Source organism: Gordonia sp. p3-SID1431 (assembly GCF_025143765.1).
Classification (GTDB): Bacteria; Actinomycetota; Actinomycetes; order Mycobacteriales; family Mycobacteriaceae; genus Gordonia; species Gordonia hongkongensis.
Genome location: NZ_JAMBDT010000174.1, coordinates 1 through 4,336 on the forward strand (window position 1 = coordinate 1; position 4,336 = coordinate 4,336).

At 63.9% G+C, this 4,336-nt stretch carries 7 protein-coding genes and 1 tRNA gene; 1 reads left to right on the top strand and 7 read right to left on the bottom strand.

Annotation, left to right across the window (positions count from 1 at the left end; genetic code table 11):
• Positions 1 to 539: 539 nt before the first annotated feature.
• The 7 genes from M4D77_RS23460 to M4D77_RS23485 all read right to left on the bottom strand — a co-directional run bounded on the left by M4D77_RS23460 (position 540) and on the right by M4D77_RS23485 (position 3,498).
• On the bottom strand, positions 540 to 1,073 hold the full coding sequence (locus M4D77_RS23460; protein ID WP_259937675.1) for a hypothetical protein: 534 nt from the start codon (positions 1,071 to 1,073) through the stop codon (positions 540 to 542).
• A gap of 269 nt (positions 1,074 to 1,342) precedes the next feature.
• Positions 1,343 to 1,486: a hypothetical protein gene (locus tag M4D77_RS23905; RefSeq protein ID WP_396266617.1), complete on the bottom strand. Its 144-nt coding sequence runs from the start codon at positions 1,484 to 1,486 to the stop codon at positions 1,343 to 1,345.
• On the bottom strand, positions 1,483 to 1,767 hold the full coding sequence (locus M4D77_RS23465) for a hypothetical protein (protein ID WP_259937678.1): 285 nt from the start codon (positions 1,765 to 1,767) through the stop codon (positions 1,483 to 1,485). Before M4D77_RS23465 ends, M4D77_RS23905 begins: the two co-directional genes overlap by 4 nt.
• 477 nt (positions 1,768 to 2,244) lie before the next feature.
• Positions 2,245 to 2,397, bottom strand: coding sequence for a hypothetical protein (locus M4D77_RS23470; RefSeq protein ID WP_259937679.1), 153 nt, complete (start codon positions 2,395 to 2,397; stop codon positions 2,245 to 2,247).
• A gap of 251 nt (positions 2,398 to 2,648) precedes the next feature.
• The gene (locus M4D77_RS23910; RefSeq protein WP_396266618.1) at positions 2,649 to 2,963 is read right to left on the bottom strand and encodes a DUF86 domain-containing protein; all 315 of its coding nucleotides are present in this window, start codon (positions 2,961 to 2,963) and stop codon (positions 2,649 to 2,651) included.
• 59 nt (positions 2,964 to 3,022) lie between these two features.
• The gene (locus tag M4D77_RS23480) at positions 3,023 to 3,325 is read right to left on the bottom strand and encodes a nucleotidyltransferase family protein (RefSeq protein ID WP_065630245.1); all 303 of its coding nucleotides are present in this window, start codon (positions 3,323 to 3,325) and stop codon (positions 3,023 to 3,025) included.
• A gap of 100 nt (positions 3,326 to 3,425) precedes the next feature.
• A tRNA-Ala gene (locus M4D77_RS23485) sits at positions 3,426 to 3,498 on the bottom strand.
• 75 nt (positions 3,499 to 3,573) lie between these two features.
• Between M4D77_RS23485 and M4D77_RS23490 the strand changes: the two genes are divergently transcribed.
• The gene (locus tag M4D77_RS23490) at positions 3,574 to 4,317 is read left to right on the top strand and encodes a hypothetical protein (protein WP_068970883.1); all 744 of its coding nucleotides are present in this window, start codon (positions 3,574 to 3,576) and stop codon (positions 4,315 to 4,317) included.
• The last annotated feature ends 19 nt before the right edge of the window (positions 4,318 to 4,336 follow it).

A 4,336-nucleotide genomic window follows, 5' to 3' on the forward strand; every position in this document is an offset into this window, starting at 1 on the left:
GAGTTCCGGGTCGACACGACGAACACAGGGTGGGGACTTTTATCTGGCCACCAGCGGGGACCTCGACCTGGCCACCAGTGGGGACTTTCTCATGGCCATGGACAAGCAGGGACACAACTGACTCAGACAGCGCGCAGGGCGCAAATCGCACCTGCGACGTTAGGTATCCGAGGTAAGTGCCGTGAATGCCATCGACGTTGAGCAATTTCGCCGTGCGGTAGTTGATCCCGGTTCCGTGCGCGTGAAGCAGTCGATGACCGCAACGCAGAGCAACTTCACTATGGCCACGTAATCACCGCAATTAGCTGAGGTCCGCCTTCACGTACTGGGCGTTGGAAACCTCGCTCGTGGAGCGCAGGGAAACTCTGACGCTGAGCGCTACTCAGTAATACTAAGCGCCGACCTTGAGCTATCTGATCAGAACATTTCGGCCGCGCTGCGTTGCGCGATTTGGGTTTGATTCAGCGGTGAAGCTGCGTCCGCCACGGAGGACGACGTCGAAGCGTTCGCGCGAGAGCACCCGTCGACTACACGCTGGGTTACCTGCGGGACGCCATCGCAGGCGAGACTCGGCTGGTTGGTATGCCCACCGTGATGCCAAACGCCCGGCGTGGGAAAAGCTCGAACCCATACTGTTCGACGAACCTGACGACAGGGGGCCGAATATGTGTAATCCACTCTGCCGCAACGTAATCTGCCTGTTGGGCACTTATGGTGCCCGTTATGTCGATTACCACCCGCAGCGTGATGCCGGCCGCCGGGGTCACCTGGCGATCGAGTTCGTCGACGCCCGGCCCACAGGCGTCCGGGGACGGACCGTGGGCGACACGATGGAGGTGAACCGTCACATGCTCAGCGACGAGCGTCGGTGCACGATTGCACACGAGCTGGCTCACGATGAGCGCCGCATCTTCCCCACCGACCGCGTCCCACGGGCGCGCGAGGAACTGCGGGTTGAGCGGATCGCGGCACGGGGGCCGATCGCGCACGAGTGGCTCGTCGACACTGGTGTGGAGTCGGCGCACCGAGAAGGTCGCCGAGGAGCTCTGGGTGGACGTCACGATGCTCGTCACGCCGGTGCAGTAACGCACCGACCGGGAGCGAGCCTGGATCGACGAGCATCTCCGCGAGCGGGGGTCGCGTGACTGACGAGGACAGACGGATGCTCCACCTCGCGGGCAAGCGCTGGAACTACGCGGCAGCCTCAAGCAGCGGGTGCGGGACGAGTACGGTATCTCGCTGACCCGGTTCTGCAACGCGTCAATCAGCTCGCCGGCACCCGGGACGCACTGGAGTACGCACCCCACACCGTCAACAGACTGCATCCGCGAATCCCGGAAGATCAGTCGAGCATCGCGCCGATAGCTGAAGCGGCCGCTTTCCCCGAGGTTCGATCGATGTGGCTGTAGGTGTTCGCGGTCGTGATGATGTCCTCGTGGCCAAGATGTCTCGAGACGACGACGAGCGGGATGCCGACAGCGATCATTGACGAGGCGCAGGCGTGGCGCAGGTCGTGAATGCGCGGCTACTTCCCTCACCGGTAGCGTCGTCGATCAGCACCTTGCGCGACTTCGACCAGGCTTGGTCGTAGAGGTCCTGCGTGGTTCCGGCGTTCCCCACTGAGTTGCTGAACAACAACTCCCCGGTCGCCGGGTCATCGAGGCGTCGCCAAGTGACGTCGATGGCCTGCGGTGGTGGGTCGATGGTCCGGACCGATCGGCGCGACTTCTGCGGGCCGAGCTCGCGGCCGGCTTCCTGTGCTTCCACGCCCGGGTGATGCGGCACGTCGCGTCGTCGAGGTTGATGTCGGCGGCTCGCAGAGCGGTCGCCTCACTGAACAGCATCCCGGTAGGAACGAGCTACAGCGGAAGGTCCGCCCATCCGTGGATGTGTGATCGCCGCGTACACCATCGAACTTGACGCGGCTGATGAACACCATCGCGCCGCGCTCGGTGCGCGGCAGCCGTCTGCCCTCGCACGGGTTGCGGTCGAGTTTCCCGGCCCGCACAGCCACCTTCAACGAGCCAGACAGGAACGCGTAATTGTCCTGGATCGTCTTCCCGGATTGCTTGGCCGACTCGAGGCCGGCGACCCAGCGCCCGATGGTCGTCTCGGTGATCGCCGATAGCGGGAGCGTGCCGATGTCGGCGAGGTCGGCCTTGATGTATCCGCGGTACCGCTTCCGTGTGCCCTCCTGGATGCCGGTGAGACCGTCGACGTGGGCGGTGAGCCACTGCGCGAGGGTCATCTCGTCTCGCGGCGGCCGGCGTCGATGAGGTCCAGGACCCGCATGGCTTCGTCGGGTCCGTGGAGGTCGACGTTGCGGCGGAAGTCGGTGGCCGACGGCAGGTCGACGAACGTGAGGCTGCGCTGACGTCCGTCGGCCCGCCAGATCACGCGGTGGGTGGTCGAACCGTCCTTGTGGGTGCGCTACTGGATCGAGGGCCATCAGATGTTGCCTTCCACGGGGAATCGTTTTCCCCGTGCTACCAGCACGCTCCTACACCCGGTGTTGCTATCGAATGTTGCCATGGCGGTCCACTTTGCTGCGCTGACCTGCAAATTCTGGTGGAGCTATGGGGAATCGAACCCCAGACCTACTCGATGCGAACGTGTCGCGCTACCGCCTGCAGGCGAGAGTGCGGACCCTACGCGTGGCTCTCACCTCGAACGTCGCCGGCTTCGCGGTCGAACTCGGCGAGAAGGCGCTCCAGCACCGGTATGAGCGCGGATACGTCTTTGGTTGCCGCCGTCCACACGATCGAGCTGTCAACCTGCGCGTAGCCGTGAACGAGGAAGTTTCGCATCCCGATGATCTTGTGTACATGCGGTATTCGCTCAGCAAGAACGTGATCCCGATGTCTGAGACCGCGAAGCGCTTCACCGACGATCTCGATCTGACGTTCCGTCGCCGACTCGACCAGGAGGTCACCGATGTACTGGTCCAAAGACACGTCGGCCACGATGAGCCGGACGTTTCGTGCGGCGGTTAGTGCCTCAGATGTAGGCAGCCCGATTCTTCTCAGGCCGCATAGACATCTTCGGCATTGTCGAGTATCGACTTCGCCACGAACGGATTCTTCACCGCGTTGGCCATCACCAGGTCGACGTCGCGCCCCACGATCTGTTCGAGCGCCGCCTCAAGGTCGAAGTAGTCATGGAAGACGTTGTCACGATCCCCCCTGAACTCCACGAGAAAGTCGACGTCGCTGCTGGGATCGAAACTCTCGGTGAGTACCGAACCAAAGACTCGTAACCTGGCAACGCCGAAACGCGCACACACCGCACCGATTGCATCGACGTCGAGCGGGATCGCGGTGATCATGTTCACCAGTCTCTCAGATTGTTGGCCTTGGCTCGACGACCAGCGCGTCAGAACGAGAGGCCCCGGAGACCTACTCGGGTGTACGGGGCCTCTCGTGCGGTGGAGCTATGGGGAATCGAACCCCAGACCTACTCGATGCGAACGAGTCGCGCTACCAACTGCGCCATAGCCCCGGGAGGCCTTGCGACCAACCGCGAGCCACTTTATCAGCCCGGGGCCGCCGACTCCCAAACGGCTAGGCTGGTCGGGTGCCTCAGATGTCTGATCAGCAGTTGGCCGGTGTTCTCGACAATGTCGTGGGGGTGATCAACCCGGTGCTCGATGCCCTCGCCGAGCGCGATCCGCTCGGCTTGAAGGGCCACACCTTCCACGATGACGACCATTCCGACTCGCGCCTGCAGCAGGCTCAGCACGCGGCGTCGAAGCTGCTCGACGTCGCGGAGTGGCCCGGCACGAAGGGCTGGTCCGAGCGGTCGATGCACAAGCGCGCGAGCTGGTGGGTGACCCGGATCGGCACGCTGAACACCGGCGCCGTGGCGTTCCCGGGCGTCTTCGGGGTGTGGGCGAAGCGTCTGCCGATCACGCCTTACCTAGGGTTCGCCAACCAGGCTATGGTGCTGGTCGCGATCGCCCGGGAGTACGAGGTCACCGATCGCAAGCGACAGGTGCAGTTGCTGGCGTCGGTGCTGTGCAAGCGCGACCTCACGAACCCCGATGTCACCGCCGAGTCCGGCAAATCCCTGCCGTCCGAACCCAAGGAGCGGGAGAAGTCGCTGTTCGCCGCGATCTGGGATGCGGCGAAGTTGCTTCGCGCCGTCGACGACGAGTTCGAGAAGCGTCCGCAGCCGATGGCCTTCTTCCGCATGCTGGCCTACATCCCCGTGATCGGGGCGCCGGCCACGTACCTCGGCGAACGTTTCGCACTGTCGCGGGCCGCGAAAGCCGGTCAGGCGTGGCTCGATGCGCACGGCAAGCCGGCACTCACCAAGTAGGCCCCAAACACGTCAGCAG